Raw genomic sequence first — 19,743 nt, 5'->3', positions numbered from 1 at the left:
AGAATTTCATTTTCCTCTTGGAGCTTTTCAAGCTCTTTTTTGTGGGCTTTCTTTATAGATTCATACTCAGATGGCGTTATATACTCTTGGGATTGATCACCCTGTAGCTTTTCTTTTCTATGTTTTTTTACCCACTTTCCCAGTGTGGAAGCCGAAAGGCCAAGTTCGTAAGCCACATCTGTTATCTTCCTTCCCTCCTCTACAATTAATTTCACTACATATTCCTTGTACTCTTTATCATATTGTTTCCCCAAAGTGAACACGTCCTTTTATTATTTAGTTCATTATAAAACAAACCACTTTTCACATGTCCACTTTTTAGACTAACCTCAATAGGCAAGCACTCATGGTTGATTGAACGGCATACTTGATCGATAGGCAAGCACTCATGGTTGATTGAACGGCATACTTGGTCGATAGGCAAGCACTCATAGTTGATTGAACGGCATACTTGATCGATAGATTAGCACTTGTGGTTGATTGAACGGCATACTTGGTCGATAGGATAGCTCTTGGTAACAGAAACACTCTCCTACACACCGCCCAGTCATCCCGCTTCCAACCCACGCTGTCATAATTGTCCATCTCTCTGAGTAATATAAAAGAAAGAGGACTGGGAGAGGTGATGGTTATGAAAAAAGTCTTTCGTCCGTTCTGGAGCTTTGATATTAAGAAAACGGAAAGCTGGTTGGACCGTATGGCGCAAGATGGCTATCAATTGGTCACTATTCAAACAGTAACTAGCTCTTTCTTATTTGAAAAGGAAGAAACCTCCTCGATAGTACATTACCATATTGCTTATGAAAGAGCAGAGAAGAATCCACTATCCCTACCACTCCAAAAAGATGGCTGGGAATTAGCCATACAACAGAAAAATTGGTATATTTTGTGCACGCAAAAACCTACCATGGATCGTAAAAGCTTCCCTGTTCGAGAAGGGTTAATTAGAAGGAACCGCAATTTGCTTTATCTTTTTGGAGGCATGACAGCTTATGCCGCCTTAACTACAGTCTTTTTCTTACTGCTAAGTGGCATTACTTTATATTTTGATGGGATGCTAACAATTGAAGCAAACCCGTTCTGGCTGGTAACACTTATCATTTCTGTATTACTTTGGACCATCGCCCCATACTGCACGCTCCACCTGTATAAAGGCAATAAGCCATTCTGGTAGACCGCCATTACCGATAGGAAGCGAGTAGCCCCTCAAAATAAATGATTTGGGAATGATCGGTCTTCCACATTTAGTTGAATATGATCTACTGCAACTCCTGCATTTACCCCTTCAATTCTTCCTGCTGTTGTCATCAAAGCCATTCGCTGTCCTTGGTGCCTACTCAGATGCTGGACAAAAACTGGATCAAGCTGTGTCATATAAGCTGTTGGTTGTGGCACTGCCTTGATTGGATAAATTTCTGTGTGCACTGCCGGCATTTGGTTTACATAGCCTGGCTGGTCAATTGGCTTTTGCTCCATATGCATTTGATTGGTGTCCCCGTGCTTCATTCTTCCCATCTCCCTTCCTACATATTTTTATTTATACCTATGACAGCTGGGCGATTGTTGTGCTTTAATCTGTTTTAGCGAACGGCCATGCCATTATGAACAGGAAGAAAGGAGAAGACATACAATATCTCACACCATAAATAATGATTGACTTTCAATTAATGGAAAGGTTAAAATGTGGTGTACCCATTTCCAGTGGGAAGATTTTGAGACAGAAAGGAGAATAGCTAGAAAACGGAACGACAAAGCGCCAGGACTATTTTCCGAACGGTGAGGAATAATAGTTGACGAGGTCGGAGGTTATCGATATTTCGGCGGATGCCTCCCGGTTGTACATCCCAATCGTTATGCTTTTTCTTAAAACAGTGAGGTAACTTATTGGACAAAGGAAAAAGGAACAGGATGACATACAACAAACACGAGAAAGGGGCAGTAAAACGCTCCTCTATAACAAAATATATTGGTCTGTTTGTCTGCCCCTTTCACGTATAAGGAGGCCCACTAATTATGTGTGGAATTGTAGGATATATTGGACAAAATGATACAAAAGACGTTTTATTAAATGGACTTGAGAAGCTAGAGTACCGCGGGTATGACTCAGCGGGAATTGCTGTGCTAAATGATGAAGGAATTAACCTTTTTAAAGTAAAAGGTCGTATTGCTGCGCTTCGTGAACGCGTAGATAACTCTGTTCATGCAACAATGGGAATTGGCCATACGCGCTGGGCGACACATGGAGTGCCAAGTGAAGATAATGCACATCCACATCGTAGCACGTCTGGAAGATTTACCCTTGTTCATAATGGTGTTATTGAAAACTTCCAAGAAATTAAAAAGGAATACCTTCAGGATGTAAACTTTGTTAGTGAAACAGATACAGAAGTAATTGTACAGCTTGTAGAAAAGCTATTTGCTGAAACTGGTAGCACTATCGAAGCATTCCGTAAAGCAATGGAACTTTTAAAAGGCTCTTATGCTATTGGTCTAATTGATAACGAAGATGAAGATACACTATATGTGTCTAAAAATAAAAGCCCACTACTTGTAGGTCTGGGTGATGGCTTTAATGTGGTTGCAAGTGATGCAATGGCGACATTGAAGGTTACGAATCAGTATGTGGAAATCCATGACAAAGAAATTGTTCTTGTTAAACGTGACGGTGTCGAGCTACAAAAGCTTGATGGCACAGTAGTGGAACGCAGCCCATACACAGCTCATATTGATGCAAGTGACATTGAAAAAGGGACGTACCCTCACTTCATGTTAAAAGAAATCGATGAGCAACCTTTCGTAATGCGCCGAATCATTAAAGAATACCAGACAGAAGATAACAAACTGAAGCTTGATGCAGATGTACGCCAAGCAATGAAAGCTTGTGACCGTATTTATATCATTGCTGCAGGTACGAGTTATCATGCAGGACTTGTTGGGAAAGAGTTCATCGAAAAACTTGCGAATATCCCAGTAGAGGTTCATATCGCTAGTGAGTTCTCATACAATATGCCATTACTATCTGAAAACCCACTGTTTGTCTTTATTTCTCAAAGTGGTGAAACAGCGGATAGTCGTGCCGTTTTAGTTAGAATTAAAGAATTGGGACATCCAGCACTAACGATTACAAATGTGCCAGGATCCACCCTTTCTCGTGAAGCAGATTATACTTTGAATTTATATGCAGGACCTGAAATTGCGGTAGCATCTACAAAAGCATATACTGCTCAAATTGCAGTATTAGCCATTCTTGCAGTAGATACAGCACAAGCAAAAGAACTTGAACTGGACTTCGATCCAATGCAAGAGCTTGCGATTGTTGCAAACGCAATGGAAGTCCTAACAGATCAAAAAGAAGCCATTGAAGAACTTGTTCGAGAAAACCTCGGCACAACAAGAAATGCATTCTTTATTGGTCGTAGCACGGACTACCATGTATGTCAGGAAGGTTCACTGAAACTAAAAGAAATCTCCTATATCCAAGCAGAAGGATTTGCTGGTGGAGAACTGAAGCATGGTACCATCGCTTTAATTGAAGAAGGCACACCAGTTATTGCCATCGCAACACAGGAAAATGTAAACTTGTCCATCCGTGGAAACGTACAGGAAGTAGCTGCTCGTGGAGCAAACACCATGGTATTCAGCATGAAAGGACTAGAGCAGGATACAGATGCATTCGTTATCCCGCATGTTCATGAATTGCTAACACCACTAGCAAGTGTTGTACCAATGCAGTTGTTGGCTTACTACGCAGCACTACACCGTGACTGTGACGTAGATAAACCACGTAACCTTGCTAAAAGTGTGACGGTAGAGTAGGTTATTAAAATAAGAACCGAGAGACGTGTTGAGTGACAATAAAGTCGTTTAATTACAAATAAAGTTCTTTAATTTACAATAGAGTTGTTAAATAAACACACGTTATCGATTACAATTATAGTAATCAAACGTGTGTTTTTTATTGCGCTAAACTTATGAGGTGATGATTGCGTGGCTAATGCTAAATACAGGATCAAAAGAAGAAAAAATGCTTTGAAGGAATTGAATGAACTAGTAGAAAGACACTCTAATCTATTGCGTTATGCTATTATTATTATAAGAATGTTCAGTGGGAAGTTTATAATTTGTGCGGGAATTGAAAAATACTTGGTGGACGCATAAGCTAATCATCTATGGTGAAATAAAAAAAGGGAGTCGTGAGTTATGCCAAATAAGGGTTTGCAAAAGCTTCGTGAATCGATCGATTTAACATTGAACCAGCCAGGTGCATACTTTCAATTGGAAATACTAGCAACAGGAATATCTAGTAGTAGTCACGGGATTGCTGATTTTCAAAATGTTTCCTCTACAAGTAAAGATTCATTTAGATTCCCAACTTCTGAACCGGAAGAAGGGCAGGTGGATAACAACGAAATTATATCTCTTTTTCATCAAGGTGAAATTTTCCACTTGCTAGAAGTTGATGGTGGGGAAAAAGAATGGACAGCCTTTGAAACGGGTGATACAGGGTGGGGTTCATCTACATTAGCGCCCCTGTTTTGGTTACAGGGAGTTGACCAGGTAAAACCTCTAGGGACTTCTCGTTATCAGCTATCAATTAATATGCAACGGTATATTTCTGAACAACCCACGTCTGATGCACGTGCTCAAGCAAAAAAATCGTTGGAGAACAATATGGTTGGCTTGTCAACGCAAATACTTTCCTGTGAAGTGAAATGCGATCCTCGAGGGCGAATTGAATGGCTATCTGTTATTATGCCAATAGATAACTCTCCAGAAATCCCAGTTAGTTTGGAAGGAGAAGAGGAAGTACAACCAACGAAAAAGACTATTTCGCTGAGCTTCATCGATCATCCCCCATCCATTCCTAAACCTGATGCAAATTTTCGCTATTCGACAATGGAGTTTATTAATTCAGCAGTAGAACAGGATAAGTTGGACTTGCCTACAAGAGAAAAAGACTGAGATTAATCTTTTTTCAAAATGGATTCTTCTGCTTACGGTATATATAAAATTTGTAAGGTATTTAAAGCTACATAAAACTGAGATGTACCATATAACCCTTTGAATTATCCAAAGTGCATGATATTTTAAACGACTTTATTGTGCCCTTTTTGTAGAACAATTAGGTAACAGTACCAATAATTAAACAACTTTATTCCCACATTTGCCAAGAAAATGGGTGGTGTAATGCGCATTTGCGGCTTTAAAAATAAACAACTTTATTGTTATTGATCAAGACGTACAGAGGTGCGCTTTCTCGGTTCTTTTTCATGGCTAAATATCTAGTCACCTTGTGGCGGTTGATTTATAAAAAAATCTACGACTAAGATGTCCTACTTCCTAAAATCAACTCCGATTGGTGTAAGATTTTTTTAATTCGGGTATTGTAATTATGGACATCATGAAAATATCTATTTTCCATTCTCAAATTACATTGCAAAATTTTTATAGGAGATGAGATTTTGACTTTAAATAATAACGGTTTTACTTTAAACGATGGTGCAGTGCTTCCTTTTGTAGGATTAGGCACGATTGGTATTAATGGCGATCAGGGGACGTTTGAAATTTTAAACGCCTTAAATATAGGATATCGCTTGATCGATACGTCAACAAACTATGATAATGAAGGAATTGTCGGTGAATCGGTGCGTCGGTCTGCACTGCCCAGAGAAGAAATTTTAGTCAGTACGAAATTGCCCGGCGCCTACCATGAATATGATAGAGCATTTATCTTTATTCAAGAATCACTACGCCGCACTGGATTACAATACTTTGATAAGTATTTAATTCATTGGCCGAATCCTAAGGACGGCAAGTATGTGGAAGCTTGGAAGGCTTTAGTGGATGCTCAAAAACAAGGGTTAATCAGAACGATTGGCGTTTCAAACTTTGAACCTAAACATCTGGACGACATTATCGAAGCAACAGGTGTGACACCTGCTACAAACCAGGTGGAGCGTCATCCGTATTTTAATAATAACCGTATGGTGGAAGAAAATAAAAAACGGGGCATTCTTACTGAAGCTTGGAGCCCTTTTGGTCGAGGATATCTGAATGACGTGCTGGAAAATGCTACAATTAAAGAAATTGCGGATAAGTACGATAAGACCCCGGCAGAGATCATTTTAAATTGGAATTATCTAGCCGGCGTATTCTCTATACCAAAATCAAGTAATCAAGTACATCAAGAAGATAATTTCAATAGTACCAACTTTGAATTAGCACCTGAGGATATTAAAAAAATTGATTCATTGGATAAAGGAGAAGACGGTCGAGTAGAAGGGCAGGACCCAAACGAATACCACGAATATGTGTAGGCAGGGCGCTATAAAGTGAAACTTCACTTCAGGGGGGATTTTTGCTCTCCCCCCCCACTAAGGTATTCGTTTCATATAGACAATGTCGTTTTTGATAAGATATTCGGTTGGAAAATCTGAATTAGAAGTTTTTGAACAATAGATAAAAGGAGGGTCTGCTTTAAACAGGTCCTCTTTTTATTTTTAAAATTGTTCTGTTAACACGATTATGTAAAAAGGGTTAATTTAAATGAGATTAATGTTATATATATAAACAGTGTATCTCATCAATTGCTTCATAAATAATAACTATATTTTTATGCCGCACTTATAAGAACTGATTACTGTCATCAAATTTTCCAGTCGACCATGGTATTTACCACCGTTTCCCATCGTATTTGCCAATACATATGTAAAGCACTGGGACACCTTGTATTGGAATGTAGCTACGCCTTACCATTTAGCCAATAGTAAAACAAGAATGTGTTAGAATAGTTAGTAAGATTTAGTTAACAAACAATGAAACTCTTAAAAATATCCTAATAGAAAAGAGTTCAGTTAAAAATAGGAGGGTTTTAATGAAATCTATTACGAAAAAACGTACAAAAGCATTTTTAATTGATTTGGCAATCTCAAGCGCTGTAACAGCTGGTGTAGAGTATTTTCTAAGGAAAAAGGTGAAAAGCGAAGCGATTCACGCCCTAGTAACACCATCCATCGTAATGTGGACACTTGAATATGGACAGCTACGCCGAAATGGTCAAACATTTGGTTACAAAAAAATGGGGCTAGAACTCGAAAGCAAGGAGGGTTCAGAGCTGACATCTGGCCAAATTATAAAACGGATGGGTTATCGGGATACTGTGAGCTTTTTTGATTACTTAAAAAACCCTAAGAACTTTGAAGGCCAGGATGGAGCGGTACTTACTCACGATCGTTTTTCGAATACTGTAGTGAAAGAACTTTGAGAGATAAGTGTCAAGTCGCAATAAAGTTGCTTAACAACAAAAAAGTTTTGAGTGTTCGATTATACTAAAATTAAACGAACGTGCCTATATCACAGCTGAAGAGATGCTTGCAGAAAGTTCAACTGAAATTCAACCGATGGGAATAGGCCGTGGCATCTTATCTTGCTGCAGTGCTTGGTATTAGTGCTATCGGTGAAGCAAGCTTGTTTCGATCATTCGTAAGTATTGAAGAGGTGATTTGATGCACAAACTTTTGGCGATCTCAATTTTAGGAATGGGTTTAACTGGTGGCGTCTTAATAATTTCGGTCTCACAGTTATTTAGACCTCCAATAGGGAATATGTTGAAGATGATTAACGCTGCTTCAACAGTAGCTTTTATTATCTTCGCCGTCTCAGCTTTAGTATTTCGTCGGCGATTAAATGAAAAAAGAGAGTAATATATTTATTAATTTAATAAGGTCGTTATTAAGGAGTAGACAATCTTGTCTACTCCTTAATTGTTTGTTCTATGTATGGTCAGTTCGAGTAAACCCCAGAATTTTTGACAATAATCTCTTAAACTGATATCTCATATCGTACACAGGAAAACCGCAAGCTTTATCGAACTAGAATTATAGCAACCTAAAGTAGGCAAAATAGGTAATTTAATTTAAAGGGTTATGACGGACATCATATTTATGAATTATAGGTAAAATCTTGGAATGAGAGTACTTGATGAAATAATAAAGAGGCATCCAGTAATTGGGCGCGATTGTTGATGGAAGCATCTACAACGTATACTAATTCACTATAATTATATCTGCACTATACGTTATTGAATTGAGATAGAAAATTTATTGGGTAAATATCTAAGGAGGATTTCCAGGAAAATGAACGCTTTAACCAAATTTGAAAATCAACTAAAAAAGGACAAAATTAATAGTGCTCTTGTACAGAGGGATAATACTAGGATGGTCGAATATTACCGCAATAATAAAATGAAAGAAAAGCAACATAAAATATATTCTGTTACAAAAAGCATTTTATCCATAGTGGTCGGAATAGCAATAGATAAGGGGTATATCGAAAATGTTAACACACCAATTGATCATTATTTTCCGGAACTTAATAATACCAGAGAGAAGCAGAAGATCACAATAAAGCATCTACTTACAATGACTTCAGGAATACATTGGCCGGGTAATGGTAGCATGATACCAAGCAAAAATTGGGTCAACTTTGTACTTGATCAGCCTATTGATAACCCTCCTGGAAAAGAGATGGTTTACAGTTGTGGTTCTTCCCATTTGGTAAGTGCCATTTTACAAAAAGCTACCGGATTAAACACAGAAGTCTTTGCCAGAAAGCGGTTATTTACGCCACTTGGCATTACAGATTATAACTGGAACCATGATGCTCTAGGCATAGCTATTGGTGGGTTTGGATTAACGCTGAGAACAGAGGATATGTTAAAAATCGGCTAACTATATTTAAACAAGGGGAGATGGAAATCCAAACAAATCGTACCCTACCGTTGGATTGAGGAATCTACCGGTCCTAAGGTCAAAGTTGATGGTACAACTTCATACGCTTATCACTGGTGGAATGAAACATTCGATGGTCGAATTGGGAGGATGTTCTTAGCGTCTGGATATGAAGGACAGTATATTATTGTTGCACCTTACCACCAATTGGTTGCAGTTTTTACCAGCAGTATAAAGGATGATGCAAAAAGACCTTTAATCTATTTCAAAAGACTTTCTACTAACTTATGTCAGGAGTCAGTAAATGCTTTTTCGTCTCCCTTAAAAAAGTATATGCATTTTTAGTACCTATAAAGAATTGATGCTAATTCATGCTTATCTAACCCTTTATACAATGTGAAAGCTGTAAAAGGGTATTTTTTGTAAGTAGTTAATTAAAGGAAATAACTACTATTCAGTAGTTCCCCCAACTATCCCCTAGATTTATACAAAAAATAAAGGTCTTTTCAGTAAAGTATAGAATAAGTAAAACAGATAAACAAAAGTTACAAAAATTAAGTACACTTCATTTTATACAAAGTATCTTTATTAAAATAAATATAACACTTCCAATTATAATATATTCCCCTCCAGAAATGAGGTGAGCACCATAAAAAAGCTATTCATCATACTAGGTAGTCTTTTCATTGTTACGGCTTGTACAGATGCTAAAATAACGGTTCCTATAGAAAATATGAAGAAGTATCGCAAGAAAAAGAAATAGTTGAGGAAACGGGAGAAGAAACAGGCAATGAAGAACTAGTTCCCCAGAATGCTAATGAAAAAATAGATATTTCCATACTTAGTAAGTCAGACGTTGTTACACCAAGCAATATTGGTTTCTGTTGGAATGAAAGTGTAGAGGAAGACTGTGCACTAGCACCGAAAAATCCAAAAGAAGAAATTCCAAGCGAATCACCGTTATTAGTGAATAAAGAAGAAGAACTAGAAATCTATATGTATGTAGAAAGAGATAAATTGTTAGTCTCTGCTCAACCTTACAAAGTGGAAGTTATCCAATTTAGCCTTCGCGATGAAGAAGGGAAAATTGTAGATAGCAAGACAGATAGGGACCTAATTAAATTTGCAGCTCCTGATGAAAAAGGAGCACATTTTTATCTTATACATGTAATCTGGGATGAAAATGAGACAAAGAGAGCCTATTATGCATTCCGAGCAGTCGTAAGCTAAACGAATTTCGGCTATACCTTAATCAATTTGCAGGATCTTTTCTCTGGTTTGTTCAGAGGTAAGAAAGAATAAAAATTGGCGTTACATTGTTCTTAGACAGCAACAGCCACATCCAGCTTCAGCGCCCAGAGACTAGCGCGACTTCTCTCACCTCCGTACGATAAGTCAACATCAGCTCCCTACGGTCGCCGTGTTTCCTTTATCTCCTGCGGCTCAGTCCAGTCCATAAGTCTCTAAACGGTCGCTTGCGCTTTTGATCTAGGAGGTATTTCTATGAAGGATTTGTTATTATTTGAATTTAAAAAAATAACCAAAATCCTCTATTTTATGATGATGCTACTAGCATTAATCGCATTTGTTAGCTTTTTCTTTATTTATAGTTACGTTCATACAGCAAGGGTTGATGATTATATTTATAATAACGAAGCCATAAAATCAAGCCATCAATTATCAATTGATGAGCTAAGTAATACAGAGGAGGATAGAGCTACAAATAAAGAAGATATCAAATTTTTCCGGGGAGAAATGGAAGAGATCGATATGCTGTCTGAATCTGCTAGAAATCATGATTGGGAGAATATTATCCGTTACGAAATAGCATCTTCTGAAGAAACAGTCAAAGTACTTCCGTCTCAATCAGAGGAGAATGTTTACACATGGCCTACGCACTTTACAAATGAAGTTGTTATGGAAAAAAACAAATGGCTTCTCGAACACCACATAAAACCTGTCCTTCCTATACATAGTTTTTCAGAAATAACGGCGTATGACAGGGTGTTCAACACAGCCATTGATGAACAAATTGCATATGAATTTTTTAATAAGTATGATTCGTCTTCCATATATTTTTTATTTCTTCTTGTTGAAAATGGCTTAACCATTGGAGGGGCTATTTTCTTTTTATTCCTTTTTGGAAGTATGATCACAAGAGAAGGTCTAGGTCGAAATGGACCAATTCACTTCCTGGCTACCATGCCATTGAAGCGCTGGAAAATTATCTGGAGTAAGTTGATAACGACTATTCTCTTAACATTCTTTGTATTATTTGCCACAATCCTATGGGGAACCTTACTAGGAATTGTTTTTGACCGTTTTGGTGACTGGGGCTACCCTGTCCTCATTTACGAACCTGATTTCTCTTTTCGATTTATAGAGATGGGAAACTTTATTCTATTATCATTGCTACTCTTTTTAAGTTTATTGATTTTCTGTTATAGTTGGCTATTTTTATATTCTGTTTTATTGAAGCAGACGTTTATGACAATTGTGCTTACCATCATCACAGTGGGGTCGGGTTATCTACTAAGCGGTTCCGATATTGCAATAACCCAAGAGCTTGCACCATTTAATCCTTTTCATTACTTTCATATTACCGAAGTTATTACAATGGAATACGCATTTAACGCAGAGAACTATAATTTCACCATGTGGAACGGTATTATAAGTTTATTTATCTTCAGTTTAATTATAATACTCGTTGCTTTCTTACTTTTTAGAAGAAAAGCCAAGTAGTATTAGTTTAGTAGGATGAGGAGGATTCCGATGATTGTCCAGGTTGATAACTTAAAAAAGAAATATAAAAAAGACTGGATTCTTCAAGGGGTTCAGTTTGAAATAGATCACCCCCAAATCGTTGCATTAGTCGGCCCAAATGGCTCGGGGAAAACCACTCTATTTAATTGTATGACGAATCTATTATCTTTTAATAGTGGCAGGATTAAACTGCTAGAAAAGGATTATACGGATACATCCCTTTTCTATGATATTGCATATTTACAGGATAATCGAATTCTCTATGAAAACTTAACTGCATATGACCATTTGAAATTCGTTTCTAGTGTTATGAAGCTTCCTAATTCGAAAATAATAGAAGTGGCAGAGCGGGTTGGTATGCAACGTTATTTGAAAAAACGGATTCAAAAATTCTCGCTCGGTATGAAGCAGCATCTCCTTTTGGCGATGGCGATCATAAATAGTCCAAAGTTATTGCTAATGGATGAGCCAATAAATGGATTAGACCCTACTAGTGCCATTAATATGCGGAAGATCTTATTAGAGTTGCACGAAGAAGGTACCACTATTATTATTTCTTCCCATAATTTAGATGAAATTGATCGGCTAACGAACACGATTTACTTTATGAAAGATGGAAGAATTTTAGAAGAATCATTGAAAGACTATAATACAAAAAAGTATTTTCTAACTGTAAACCAGATAGACCAAGCAAAAGCCATTTTAGAAGAAAACGCCTATCCTGTTAAAGTTAATGAGGAGGAACAGATTGAATTTGATGACAATCATACGTCACTGCAAGAAGTGATTAGCCTCTTAAACCAACACAATATCCTAGTTGAGGATACGGAAATCATTCGAATTGGAGCTGAAAAAAGGTACTTGGAATTATTTGAAGGGACCAACTCGGAATGAGGGTATTTTTATTTGAGTTGAAGAAAATTGCTTGGACGAAGAAGTTTCTCGTAATACTTCTAATTCTTTTCTGTTCTGTTGCATTCTTATTCATTCGAAATAGTTTATTTGCGGATTACGCCCAAGAGCAAAAGATGAAAGAGCTCACCTTATTTATAGAAACGAGTGCTTCTCATGATTTTAACTACACAAATGAGATAGAACGCTTCGGCAGCAATGAGGAGACGGAGAGGAAACAAGCCTTAAACCTAAAAGTGTGGGATCTTGCAAAGGAGCTGGCTAATTCATTTACAGCAGAGGAATGGAAATCGACTTTAACAATCGAAAACAGTCTATTAATTGCAATTCGCAATTATAAGGCGACAGGCGAAGATTATCCTATTTCCGAAGATGATATCTCCTATAAACTAGCCAGGAACCATACTTTATTAGAGTTAGGGATTGCCCCGGAATATGAGAACTATAGCACAGCTTTTCCCAACTTCCTAAAGCAAGTGGTTGATGTATTCATTAATTACGGTGGTTTACTAATCGCTTTATTGCTTGTTGGAGAAATTGTGACAAGAGAATTTGAGAATAACTCTATTCGTCTATTATTTACATTACCATTAAGCAGGGCAAAGTTATTTTGGAGTAAGTATGTTAGTGCGCTTACTATTTCCTTTTTTACTTTTATCTTTGTTATAGCCGTCGGGATGTTGGTCGGAAAGTTATTCGGGACAGATGGTTCATTTGCTTATCCAGTACTGATTGAGAAAGAGGGACAATTCTTCTATATGCCTACAATGGACTACATACTTTATGTTATCCTGCTTTTTGCTATCATGCTTCTTTTTGTTACGGTTTTATATGTGTTTTACAGTTTAGTGTTTAAGCATTTACTTGCCACGTTAGCAGCTATCGTTGCAACGCTGGCAGGTGGCTATCAATTAGGAAATTTGATCAATTGGGCACCTTTCTCCTGGGTAAATCCCTTTCAATACATTTTCCCTCAAGAAGCAATTCTGTATCAGAACAATGAGCTGTTTTATCAAGGGATTCCCGTTACTTTGTTATTGACGTTGCTGTTACTAGTTATTTCCATATGGAGAATGAAGCAGAGTTTTGATTAAGGGTGGAATGGTGTGTCTGTTACTGTTAGTTCACTCATAACATATTGAAATCTAATTAAGTTGCTAAGGAGAGAAAGCATATGAAGTTTGTTCTTATTACTGGACCACAAGCAGTAGGTAAAATGACAGTGGGGCAGGAGTTAGCAAAGATAACAGACCTAAAACTATTTCATAATCACATGACGATTGAATTGGTCAATCATTTTTTTGACTATGGCACGAAAGAAGGGAAAAGATTAGTAAACTTATTTCGGCAAGAGATATTTGAAGAAGTCTCAAAAAGTAATTTGGAAGGAATGATTTTCACATACTTATGGGCGTTTAATTTACAAGCTGATTGGGATTATGTAAACAGAGTAACGCAGCTATTTGAGTCCAAGGGGGCCACAGTCTACTATGTAGAACTAGAAGCTGATCTGGACGAGAGAATTCAACGTAATAAAAGCTCTAATAGGCTGGAACACAAGCCTTCAAAAAGGAATGTTGAATGGTCTGAAAATGAGTTGAAGCGCTCACTTGAGAGCTATAGATTGAATTCTTTAGAAGGTGAGATCAATTTCCCGAACTATATGAAGATCAACAACACCAATTTGAGTGCGGAGGAAGTTGCAGAATTAGTTAAGAGGGAGTTTAATTTATAGAAGTTGCCTGAGAAGAATATAAAAAATCACAAATCTTCGAGGATGGAAGCTTTTGAATGGGGAGACTTGAAAAATGGAAATAAGAAAACCAAGTGAGGTTGAAATCGAAAAGATATTAGCACATTCACCCCAAGCGATATTTGAGGGAACTTTAGGAGAAGTAGAACCAACGATTGAGAAAGCAAAACAACTAGTAGAACCTCTTTTAAGAAGGGGAGTTATTATTTAATAGCAACTGAAAACAATGTAATAACGGGTTGGATTCTTATAGGAGGAAGCAAAGATCAGTTTTCAGATAAGGCAATCGGATTTATTTATAAATTGTTTGTTTTAGAGGAATACAGAGGTAAAGGCATTTCAAAGCAATTGATTAAAACAGGCGTTGAACAATTGAAACAAGAAGGATACTCCGAAATTCGTTTAAGCGTATTTGATGGAAATCCAGCAATTAAGATATATGAAAGTCTCGGCTTTAAAAACAGGACAATTACAATGAATATTTCATTATAAATAAACTTCTTTCATCGTTTGTTTGGGAGCAGCAATTTTAGTTTATCTTAAAGCTTGGTGTTATCTATTAAAAAAGTTTTCGTGCTACTTATATTTAATAATAATGTGCTATTTTGTAAGGATAATTTATATGTTTTATAACTTAGTATTCAATAAGAGGAAATTTTAATTTAGCTTTTTTTAAAATGCTTTTGAAAAGGGGGTAAGTACTAAATGCAATTAGGAAATGTATTGGTATTTGGCGGGACAGGAATGCTAGCTGAAGCCACTGGATGGATTGCTCAACATGCAAATCATACAATCGCCTTTGGAAGGGATGCTCATAAACTGGCACGATTAACCCAAAAGTATGAGGCTGGAACAAAAACTCTAGACTACACGGATATTGGTGCATTAAGAGAAAATATAATAAATGCTTACAAAGAACATAAAGAAATCAATATGGTGGTTGCCTGGATACATAATACTTCTCCTAAAGCGGTGTCTGTAATAAAGGATACACTAAATCAGCTACAGCTTCACCAAGAATGGACTCTGGTTTTAATAAAAGGTAGCAGTAGTCGTTTATCAGATATTAAGGAAACGCAAGAAGAGAAATTGCCAAACTGTACTGTTAAAGAAGTTAGGTTGGGGTTCAAAATAGAAGAGCAGGGCTCTAGATGGTTAACCCATGGTGAAATTTCAGATGGTGTTATTCAAGCCATTAGAGGAATTGACAAAGAAACGATTGTTGGGACATTAGTGCCTTGGCATAAGCGGCCGTAGTATTTTTAGAGTAGTGCAACATGGCAGCTTTCACCTTCGATTGTTGTAGTGCTGTCATTTAACCAAAAAAATAACCCACCCTTGAGTAAGCAGCTCTGGTGGATTATTTCTACCCTATGCTGACCCCCTTGCAGGGAGCCTTAACTATTGCAAACCGTTTGGTGTACCAGCATCAAGTGGTTTTTTAATTATATGTTATCTTACTTGTATTCTACCCTATTCTAAGTAAAAAGAAAACAATCACTCAATGGCATGAGTTTTTTCTGTGGTATCTATAACCAGAAGTTCACAAAAACCAAGTAAAAGCTCTTTAATGATCCACGACAGACATGCAAACCTAAAGTACAATCATGGAACCGCACATTTTGGGCAAAAGGGTACTATGTCAGTACAGTGGGGCTCAATCAAAAAACGGTGGCAAAGAACATTAATGAACAGGAATCTAAGGATAGATTACGAGACAACATGAGTAAAAGTGAATACGTCGATCCATTTAAAAAGTAGGTAGGAATATAAACGGTTGACGGTCAATTTCGAAGCCCCTTTAGGGGGCCTCGTTGGTAAAGTGACCTTATAGGGCGAAACTAAAACCGCCCGTTTTACGGGCAGATAGTTAATTTGTTTAAAAAGAAGTGAAATGAAAATTAGTGGTGAATGTTAGGCGTAGATAAGCCACGGCCAGATCCAGCCTGAAGCTGTGCTAGGGTGGAGATGAATTGTTTGGTTTTCCTGTATTAAATACAAATAACGAACATTTGTGCGTTTTTTCTGATATAATAGATGTAATATTCACATAAGAAGGTTGTGAAAAATATGTCTATTCACAAAGCCTATAAGTTCCGAATCTACCCAAATGCATCACAAGAAGTCTTCATTGCGAAGACGATTGGTTGCTCCCGTTTTGTGTTCAATCATTTCCTAAATCAATGGAATGAAGCTTACACGAAGACGGGAAATGGCTTGACATATAAGGCTTGTTCCGCCAAACTGACACAACTTAAAAAGCACTTAGTATGGCTTCAAGAAGTGGATAGCATAGCCATGCAGTCAGCGCTTAAACACTTGGCTAATTCTTATAACCGCTTTTTTAAAAAACAAAATAAAGCGCCACGCTTTAAGTCAAAGAAAAACCCTGTTCAGTCTTATACGACGAAGTGTACCAATCATAATATAGCGGTGGTTGGGAACAAACTCAAATTGCCAAAATTAGGTCTTGTTAGATTTTCCAAGAGCCGAGAAATTGACGGACGTATCTTGAGCGCTACGATCAGGCGCAATCCGAGTGGAAAGTATTTTGTTTCGGTTTTGGCTGAAACAGAAGTAAAATCGTTAACCAAAACAGGTTCTGCTGTTGGAATTGACGTCGGACTCAAAGATTTTGCCGTTCTTTCGGATGGAACATTATATAAGAATCCGCAACATTTTCGTACATTAGCGTGCCGCTTGGCAAAAGAACAGCGTATTCTATCACGGCGTAAAGAACTGGCGATAAAGCAAAAACGAGCCTTACAGGACGCCAAGAACTATCAAAAACAAAAACGAAAAGTGGCGCGTCTCCATGAGCGTATCAGCAATGCACGGCATGATTACCTGCATAAAATTTCTACTGCTATTGTCAAAAACCACGACATTATTGGTATCGAAGACTTGCAGGTGTCCAACATGCTGAAAAATCACAAATTAGCAAAAGCTATCAGCGAAGCGAGCTGGTCCCAATTTCGACAGATGCTGGAATACAAAGCGGCCTGGTATGGGAAGCGCGTGATAACCGTTGCCAGAAATTTTCCGTCTAGTCAGCTTTGCTCCACACCAGATTGTGGCTATCAAAATAAAGCCGTTAAAAATCTCGGGTTGCGCCAATGGGTTTGTCCCCATTGCGGCGCCCATCATGACCGGGATAAGAACGCAAGCTTGAATCTTAGAAACGAAGCGTTACGTACTTCTAACTGCGGGAGCGCAGGGATAGCCTAATAACATAACTTTCGGGTACGAAGGTGTTCTTAGGAATCCCCCACTGCAAACGTCCGTTAAGTGGGGGTCATTCAAGAAGGGCCGCCAACTGCAAATGGGCTGCCACATGCGGGCCATGCTCTTGGTAGAACGGTCAAAGATTTTGCAAGATACAAAACAATGTCTGGCTATCAGGTCTTACGAAAAGCTTGGGATACCCATGGCTTACCTGTGGAATTAGAAGTAGAAAAACAGTTAAATATTCGTGGAAAAGATGAGATTGAGGAATACGGTGTTGAGAATTTCATTCAGAAATGTAAAGAAAGTGTTTTTGCTTATGAAAGTGAATGGAAACAATTTATAGAGGCACTTGGTTATTGGGTTGATATGGAAGACCCTTATGTAACGCTAAACAACGAGTACATTGAGTCTGTCTGGAACATCTTATCCACAATTCATGAGAAAGGTTATTTATATAAAGGGCATCGAGTTGTCCCATATTGTCCACATTGTGAGACTTCCCTTAGCTCTCATGAAGAGGCACAAGGCTATAAAGATGTTTCCGATTTATCTGGAACAGCTAAGTTTCGGTTGACTCTTTTTACAGCCTGTATGCCGAGATCGATCAATTTAATCCAGCTAGTGACTTGGGAGGAACTCCGACAACGCTCGATAAATGGGTTGTATCTCGTTTAAACACCGTTACAAGGGATGTGGTTCAAAGTCTAGAGGATTATGACATTACAAAAGGCGCAAGAACCATCGCCACCTTTGTTGATGAACTTAGTAATTGGTATGTAAGGCGTTCAAGACAACGTTTTTGGAGTAATGGAATGACGGAGGATAAGCGAGCAGCATTTAGTACCTTATTTGAGGTTTTAATGAAGCTTTCTCAGCTAATGGCTCCTTACACACCATTTGTTTCAGAAGACATATACACAAGCTTAATGAACGAAAGTGTGCATATCTCGGATTATCCACAACCAGATAAAAAACTTGTGGATGAACGATTAGAAAAAGATATGGATGCCGTTTTGGAAATCATAGAGCTTACCAGATCGCTGCGAAATACAGTAGGCATAAAAACAAAACAACCACTATCCAGGTTGGTTGTCGTTCCAGCAGAAGAATCCAGTTTATCCACTTTGCAGAAGTATGCTTCTATCATCGAGGATGAAATGAATATAAAGGACGTAACATTTAGAGAGGATGCTCGAGATTTAGTACAGTTAGATTTTAAGTTAAATTTCTCAGTTGTTGGACCAAAGCTGGGTAAATCTCTAGGTGAAGTGAAAAGCAAAGTAGAAGCATTAGGGAACCTGGAAAAGGCGAAGTTTCTTGAAGAGAGCGAATTGCAGGTAGTACTAAATTCAGGTGACACTGTAAAACTCACTAAAGAGGACGTTCTTGTTGAGAGAAAGGGAAGAGATGGCTTTGCATTACTGGAAGGTAGTCATTTCCTAACCCTATTAGATACAAATGTAACGCGAGAATTAAAAGAAGAAGGATTAGTAAGAGAAATAATTCGAGCAGTCCAAACATACCGAAAAGAATTGAATTTACCAGTCGATTTACGAGTAGACTTATTCATCCAGGCTGATACATGGCTGCAAAACGTTCTGATTGAGCATGATGAATTAATGCAACGGAACCTAATATTAAACAATGTTCATTTTGAAGGTAAACCAGATATGAGAAGTTTCCATGTAGAAGGCAATGAAATAAAAATGTTTATTAAATCATAGGAAAACCATGTAGGATAAGACACCTTGCTAAACAGGAGCAAGGTGTCTTTTTTACATAAGTTTTTAGTAGGTTGGGTTGAATTAAATGAAACATCCTTTAGATAAAAACGTCTTACTTATTGGGGAGGAATAAATACAATGCAAAAGTTATTGCGATTTGTAAGTGTTTTAATTATTACCTTGGTCGTTGTAGGTTGTCAGAATACAGAGTACTCAACAAAACCGAATCAAGAACAAAATAATATTCCTGATTACACCCCTTCAACTGAAGACGTTAAAGATAGAAATGGTGATATTGAGAATATAAAGAGGTTTGAAGAATTTCGTCAGAATGTGGAAAATGGACGGAAAGATAGCGTTAGAGTAGTGAGGTATACCACTGAAGGTGACCCAATGCTGCACGACCTAGAATATAGCGGGGAAATAATAACTTCAACACGTGACACAAGAAGGGATACGTTTGGCGACGGGGAGATTAATACCACAACTTGTACCTCAATAAAAATAATAGAATCCACAGAAAGTACGGAGTACGTTTTAGAGGGTTGCGAGAATGTTAAAGACGATATTATTTTAGTAAATTTAAACTTATAGGTGTTGAGTAGTGCTGAAAATATGACACATCGTCTCTATA

The 19,743-nt window shown here is 37.6% G+C and carries 18 protein-coding genes and 3 pseudogenes; 19 read left to right on the top strand and 2 right to left on the bottom strand.

Translation table 11 applies throughout. The features are described from left to right. The coding region (locus K3T81_RS18100) for a transposase (protein WP_238022051.1) at positions 1 to 263 on the bottom strand (263 nt) is incomplete at its 3' end. A 368-nt stretch (positions 264 to 631) separates the two neighbouring features. Between K3T81_RS18100 and K3T81_RS18095 the strand changes: the two genes are divergently transcribed. Continuing rightward, positions 632 to 1,174, top strand: coding sequence for a DUF2812 domain-containing protein (locus K3T81_RS18095; protein ID WP_238022050.1), 543 nt, complete (start codon positions 632 to 634; stop codon positions 1,172 to 1,174). Positions 1,175 to 1,206: 32 nt separating this feature from the next. Here the strand turns inward: K3T81_RS18095 and K3T81_RS18090 are convergent, their stop codons facing one another. Then, positions 1,207 to 1,506: a DUF2642 domain-containing protein gene (locus K3T81_RS18090; protein WP_238022049.1), complete on the bottom strand. Its 300-nt coding sequence runs from the start codon at positions 1,504 to 1,506 to the stop codon at positions 1,207 to 1,209. A gap of 507 nt (positions 1,507 to 2,013) precedes the next feature. Between K3T81_RS18090 and glmS the strand changes: the two genes are divergently transcribed. The 18 genes and pseudogenes from glmS (at position 2,014) to K3T81_RS18005 (ending at position 19,703) form a co-directional block, all read left to right on the top strand. Continuing rightward, positions 2,014 to 3,816: a glutamine--fructose-6-phosphate transaminase (isomerizing) gene (gene glmS / locus K3T81_RS18085; protein ID WP_238022048.1), complete on the top strand. Its 1,803-nt coding sequence runs from the start codon at positions 2,014 to 2,016 to the stop codon at positions 3,814 to 3,816. Between the two features lie 384 nt (positions 3,817 to 4,200). Next, complete coding sequence (locus K3T81_RS18080; RefSeq protein WP_238022047.1) at positions 4,201 to 4,962, top strand: hypothetical protein; 762 nt, start codon at positions 4,201 to 4,203, stop codon at positions 4,960 to 4,962. A gap of 500 nt (positions 4,963 to 5,462) precedes the next feature. Continuing rightward, complete coding sequence (locus tag K3T81_RS18075) at positions 5,463 to 6,317, top strand: aldo/keto reductase (protein WP_238022046.1); 855 nt, start codon at positions 5,463 to 5,465, stop codon at positions 6,315 to 6,317. A 557-nt stretch (positions 6,318 to 6,874) separates the two neighbouring features. Continuing rightward, positions 6,875 to 7,264, top strand: coding sequence for an RDD family protein (locus tag K3T81_RS18070; RefSeq protein ID WP_238022045.1), 390 nt, complete (start codon positions 6,875 to 6,877; stop codon positions 7,262 to 7,264). 241 nt (positions 7,265 to 7,505) lie between these two features. Next, complete coding sequence (locus K3T81_RS18065) at positions 7,506 to 7,703, top strand: hypothetical protein (protein WP_238022044.1); 198 nt, start codon at positions 7,506 to 7,508, stop codon at positions 7,701 to 7,703. A 432-nt stretch (positions 7,704 to 8,135) separates the two neighbouring features. Further along, positions 8,136 to 8,729 carry a serine hydrolase domain-containing protein gene (locus K3T81_RS18060; RefSeq protein WP_238022043.1) on the top strand — a complete coding sequence of 198 codons (594 nt, stop codon included), beginning with the start codon at positions 8,136 to 8,138 and terminating at the stop codon, positions 8,727 to 8,729. 966 nt (positions 8,730 to 9,695) lie between these two features. Continuing rightward, positions 9,696 to 9,959 (top strand): hypothetical protein, encoded by a 264-nt coding sequence (locus K3T81_RS18055; RefSeq protein WP_161464745.1) that lies wholly within the window; start codon positions 9,696 to 9,698, stop codon positions 9,957 to 9,959. 273 nt (positions 9,960 to 10,232) lie between these two features. Beyond that, a complete protein-coding gene (locus K3T81_RS18050; RefSeq protein WP_238022042.1) occupies positions 10,233 to 11,471 on the top strand; it encodes an ABC transporter permease subunit in 1,239 nt (412 codons plus the stop codon). Positions 11,472 to 11,501: 30 nt separating this feature from the next. Continuing rightward, positions 11,502 to 12,386 (top strand): ABC transporter ATP-binding protein, encoded by an 885-nt coding sequence (locus tag K3T81_RS18045; RefSeq protein WP_238022041.1) that lies wholly within the window; start codon positions 11,502 to 11,504, stop codon positions 12,384 to 12,386. After that, on the top strand, positions 12,383 to 13,498 hold the full coding sequence (locus K3T81_RS18040) for an ABC transporter permease (RefSeq protein WP_238022040.1): 1,116 nt from the start codon (positions 12,383 to 12,385) through the stop codon (positions 13,496 to 13,498). Before K3T81_RS18045 ends, K3T81_RS18040 begins: the two co-directional genes overlap by 4 nt. Positions 13,499 to 13,578: 80 nt before the next feature. Further along, positions 13,579 to 14,139 carry an AAA family ATPase gene (locus K3T81_RS18035; protein WP_238022039.1) on the top strand — a complete coding sequence of 187 codons (561 nt, stop codon included), beginning with the start codon at positions 13,579 to 13,581 and terminating at the stop codon, positions 14,137 to 14,139. A gap of 73 nt (positions 14,140 to 14,212) precedes the next feature. Then, positions 14,213 to 14,649, top strand: a pseudogene (locus tag K3T81_RS18030) (N-acetyltransferase family protein). A 213-nt stretch (positions 14,650 to 14,862) separates the two neighbouring features. After that, a complete protein-coding gene (locus K3T81_RS18025; RefSeq protein ID WP_238022038.1) occupies positions 14,863 to 15,414 on the top strand; it encodes a Rossmann-fold NAD(P)-binding domain-containing protein in 552 nt (183 codons plus the stop codon). 301 nt (positions 15,415 to 15,715) lie between these two features. After that, positions 15,716 to 15,918 (top strand): annotated as a pseudogene (locus tag K3T81_RS18020) (transposase); the annotation flags it as partial. 309 nt (positions 15,919 to 16,227) lie between these two features. Further along, entirely contained in the window at positions 16,228 to 17,385 is a 1,158-nt protein-coding gene (gene tnpB, locus K3T81_RS18015) for an IS200/IS605 family element RNA-guided endonuclease TnpB (protein WP_238022037.1), read from the top strand. 66 nt (positions 17,386 to 17,451) lie between these two features. Then, positions 17,452 to 17,961, top strand: a pseudogene (locus K3T81_RS19710) (class I tRNA ligase family protein); the annotation flags it as partial. 116 nt (positions 17,962 to 18,077) lie between these two features. Further along, positions 18,078 to 19,109, top strand: coding sequence for a DUF5915 domain-containing protein (locus K3T81_RS19705; protein WP_420830855.1), 1,032 nt, complete (start codon positions 18,078 to 18,080; stop codon positions 19,107 to 19,109). Positions 19,110 to 19,247: 138 nt separating this feature from the next. Continuing rightward, a complete protein-coding gene (locus tag K3T81_RS18005; RefSeq protein WP_238022036.1) occupies positions 19,248 to 19,703 on the top strand; it encodes a DUF4362 domain-containing protein in 456 nt (151 codons plus the stop codon). The last annotated feature ends 40 nt before the right edge of the window (positions 19,704 to 19,743 follow it).

The organism is Oceanobacillus jordanicus, from assembly GCF_022095695.1.
Classification (GTDB): domain Bacteria; phylum Bacillota; class Bacilli; order Bacillales; family Amphibacillaceae; genus Oceanobacillus_B; species Oceanobacillus_B jordanicus.
This window is presented reverse-complemented; position numbering and strand designations above follow the sequence as displayed.

Coding starts and splice junctions, on each gene's coding strand:
- glmS (WP_238022048.1), top strand. CDS start 2,014: ATGTGTGGAATTGTAGGATATATTGGACAAAATGATACAAAAGACGTT.
- K3T81_RS18095 (WP_238022050.1), top strand. CDS start 632: ATGAAAAAAGTCTTTCGTCCGTTCTGGAGCTTTGATATTAAGAAAACG.
- K3T81_RS18035 (WP_238022039.1), top strand. CDS start 13,579: ATGAAGTTTGTTCTTATTACTGGACCACAAGCAGTAGGTAAAATGACA.
- K3T81_RS18040 (WP_238022040.1), top strand. CDS start 12,383: ATGAGGGTATTTTTATTTGAGTTGAAGAAAATTGCTTGGACGAAGAAG.
- K3T81_RS18005 (WP_238022036.1), top strand. CDS start 19,248: ATGCAAAAGTTATTGCGATTTGTAAGTGTTTTAATTATTACCTTGGTC.
- K3T81_RS18045 (WP_238022041.1), top strand. CDS start 11,502: ATGATTGTCCAGGTTGATAACTTAAAAAAGAAATATAAAAAAGACTGG.
- K3T81_RS18060 (WP_238022043.1), top strand. CDS start 8,136: ATGAACGCTTTAACCAAATTTGAAAATCAACTAAAAAAGGACAAAATT.
- K3T81_RS18080 (WP_238022047.1), top strand. CDS start 4,201: ATGCCAAATAAGGGTTTGCAAAAGCTTCGTGAATCGATCGATTTAACA.
- K3T81_RS18090 (WP_238022049.1), bottom strand. CDS start 1,506: ATGAAGCACGGGGACACCAATCAAATGCATATGGAGCAAAAGCCAATT.
- K3T81_RS18025 (WP_238022038.1), top strand. CDS start 14,863: ATGCAATTAGGAAATGTATTGGTATTTGGCGGGACAGGAATGCTAGCT.
- K3T81_RS18070 (WP_238022045.1), top strand. CDS start 6,875: ATGAAATCTATTACGAAAAAACGTACAAAAGCATTTTTAATTGATTTG.
- tnpB (WP_238022037.1), top strand. CDS start 16,228: ATGTCTATTCACAAAGCCTATAAGTTCCGAATCTACCCAAATGCATCA.
- K3T81_RS18065 (WP_238022044.1), top strand. CDS start 7,506: ATGCACAAACTTTTGGCGATCTCAATTTTAGGAATGGGTTTAACTGGT.
- K3T81_RS18050 (WP_238022042.1), top strand. CDS start 10,233: ATGAAGGATTTGTTATTATTTGAATTTAAAAAAATAACCAAAATCCTC.